Genomic DNA, 2,923 nt, shown 5'->3' with positions numbered 1-2,923 from the left:
GGCGTTCTGCTCGACCAGGTCGGCCAGCAGCCCGGCCGCGTCGGCGGCCGCCGACCGGCGCAGCGGCGCACCGTGCTCGCCGGTCCGCTCCGTCAGCGGCGGCTCCCACAGCGCGAAGGTCGCCCCCTCCAGCGCGGTGCCCAGCGCCCGCCCCGCGGAGGCGCACAGCCGCTCCTCCTCCTCCAGCTCGACACCGAGCGCGGCGAGCTCGCCCAGCAGCTCCCCGAGCGCGTCGAGCTGGACGTCGATCAGATCGGACACACGTGCCTCCCGGCGGCGGACCACGGCCCCGGGCGGGACCGGCGCGAGGGACGCTAGGGAGCCCGGCTCCCCCTCCGGAGCCCGTCGTCCACACCCGGTGCCGCTCTCCACAACCCGCCGGTCAGTAGGCCTTCTCGGTGAGCTCCTCGGCCGGGGTGTCGGTCTCGCCGCCCACGACGCTGGACCGCCGCTTGCTGACCACGACGGCCACCACAATCACCAGGACCGCACCGATGGCGATCGACAGCCGCAGCGCGGTGTTGGCGCCCTCGCCGACGGACAGTCCGACGACGGCCGGGGCGATCAGCAGCGCGACCAGGTTCATCACCTTGAGCAACGGGTTGATGGCCGGGCCGGCGGTGTCCTTGAACGGGTCGCCCACGGTGTCGCCGATGATGGTCGCCTCGTGCGCCGGGCTGCCCTTCCCGCCGTGCGCGCCGTCCTCGACCATCTTCTTGGCGTTGTCCCAGGCGCCGCCAGAGTTGGCCAGGAACACCGCCATCAGGGTGCCGGTGGCGATCGCACCGACCAGGTAGGCGGCCAGCGGGCCGAACCCGAGTCCGAAGCCGACCGCGACCGGCGCCAGGACCGCGAGCAGGCCAGGGGTGGTCAGTTCCCGCAGCGAGTCCCGGGTGCAGATGTCGACCACACGGCTGTAGTCGGGGCGCTCGCTGTAGTCCATGATCCCGGGGTGCGTGCGGAACTGCTCGCGCACCTCGAACACGACCCGGCCGGCGGCACGGGACACCGCGTTGATCGCCAGCCCGGAGAAGAGGAAGACGACCGCGGCGCCGACGACGGCGCCGACGACGTTGTTCGGGGAGACCAGGGTGAGGGCGTTCCCGAGGTCTGACCCGGCCTCGTCCAACGCGACGATCAGGCTGGCGTTGTAGGAGCCGAACAGGGCGGTGGCCGCCAGCACGGCGGTGGCGATCGCGATGCCCTTGGTGATCGCCTTGGTGGTGTTGCCGACGGCGTCCAGGTCGGTGAGGACCTGGGCGCCCTCCTCGTCGATGTCCCCGGACATCTCCGCGATGCCCTGCGCGTTGTCGCTCACCGGACCGAAGGTGTCCATCGAGACGATCACCCCGGCGGTGGTGAGCAGCCCGCAGCCGGCCAGCGCGACCGCGTAGAGCGCCGCGGCGCCGCCGATGAGGAAGGCGCCGTAGACGGCGGTGCCGATGAGCAGCGCCGCGTAGACGGCCGACTCCAGGCCCAGGGAGATGCCCGACAAGATCACCGTGGCCGGGCCGGTGAGCGAGCTGCGGGTCACGTCGCGGACGGGCCGGCGGGAGGTCTCGGTGAAGTAGCCGGTGAGCTGCTGGATCGCGGCGGCCAGCACGATGCCGATGAGCACGGAGAGGAAACCGAGCACCTGCGGGCTGACCGCGATGTCCAGACCGTCGGAGATCGTCGGCAGGATGGTGAACGCCGCCGCCGCGACCAGCACCAGGGAGACGGCGGCGGAGAGGAAGAAGCCGCGGTTGATCGGGGCCATCCAATTCCGGTCGTTGCTGCTGGGGTTGCTCGCCAGGATGCCGACCACGGAGGCGATCACCCCGATCGCGGCCACCACCAGCGGGAACACCATCCCCACCGGACCGAAGAAGATCTGGCCGAGGATCAGCGCGGCCACCAGCGTCACCGCGTAGGACTCGAAGAGGTCGGCGGCCATGCCCGCGCAGTCGCCGACGTTGTCCCCGACGTTGTCCGCGATCGTCGCCGCGTTGCGCGGGTCGTCCTCCGGGATGCCGGCCTCGACCTTGCCGACCAGGTCGGCACCGACGTCGGCGGCCTTGGTGAAGATGCCGCCGCCGACGCGCATGAACATCGCCAGCAGCGCCCCGCCGAAGCCGAACCCCTCCAGCACGATCGGCGCGGTGTCCCGGAACAGCAGCAGCGCCAGCGAGGCCCCGAACAGCCCCAGGCCGACGGTGATCATCCCGCAGACACCGCCGGTGCGGAACGCGATGCGGAAAGCGGGCCGGTGCCCACCGGCGGCCGCCGCGGCCGCCACCCGGACGTTGCCGCGGGTGGCCAGGGTCATCCCGATGAAGCCGACCGCGGCGGAGAACCCGGCCCCGACGAGGAAGAAGGCCGCGCGGCCCAGCCGGGTGCCCAGGCCGCCGTCGGCCACCGGGAGCAGGAGCAGCAACCCGAAGACGATGGCGGCGAAGACGGCGAGCGTGCGGTACTGCCGTCTCAGGTAGGCCCCGGCGCCCTCCTGGATCGCCTTCGCGATCTCCTGCATCGACGCCGTGCCCTGGTCGGCGGCCAGGACCGCGCGGACCAGCCAGGCGGCGAAGCCGAGGGCGGCGAGGGAGATGAGGAGCGCGATCGCCACCAGGGCGAGGTCTCCTCCGGACAGGTCGGCGTCGGGCATGTGTTCCTCCGAGGCGAGGTGGGGCGCGCACCGGCCAGCCGCCCCCGGGCTCTCGCTCGGGAGGGCCCGGCGTGGGACGCACTGTGCCGCAGGAGGCAGGCCCGCCGCCAGACCCCCGTGTGATCCCGTTCACACGGGACGTCATCTGACCGGGTGGGCCGGGCAGTGGGTTGCGCACCGGTGTGACAGTGGGGTGGTGACGTCCCTGCGCTCCGTCCGGCCACCCGCGGACGCGCCGCCGGAGTCGGTGCCCGACCCGGCCGGTGGCGCGCTGCCGGG

At 73.0% G+C, this 2,923-nt stretch carries 2 protein-coding genes; both read right to left on the bottom strand.

The genetic code is table 11. The annotated features are described in order from the left end of the window. A partial coding sequence (locus G5C62_RS26430) for a hypothetical protein (RefSeq protein ID WP_164703330.1) occupies window positions 1–261 on the bottom strand: 261 nt, incomplete at its 3' end. 121 nt (window positions 262–382) lie between these two features. Beyond that, complete coding sequence (locus tag G5C62_RS26425; RefSeq protein ID WP_164703331.1) at window positions 383–2,644, bottom strand: sodium-translocating pyrophosphatase; 2,262 nt, start codon at window positions 2,642–2,644, stop codon at window positions 383–385. Window positions 2,645–2,923: the final 279 nt, after the last annotated feature.

The sequence above is a fragment of the Modestobacter sp. KNN46-3 genome, from assembly GCF_011039295.1.
This window is presented reverse-complemented; position numbering and strand designations above follow the sequence as displayed.

Excerpts from the sequence above, each read along its gene's own strand:
- G5C62_RS26425 (WP_164703331.1), bottom strand. The coding sequence starts at position 2,644 with ATGCCCGACGCCGACCTGTCCGGAGGAGACCTCGCCCTGGTGGCGATC.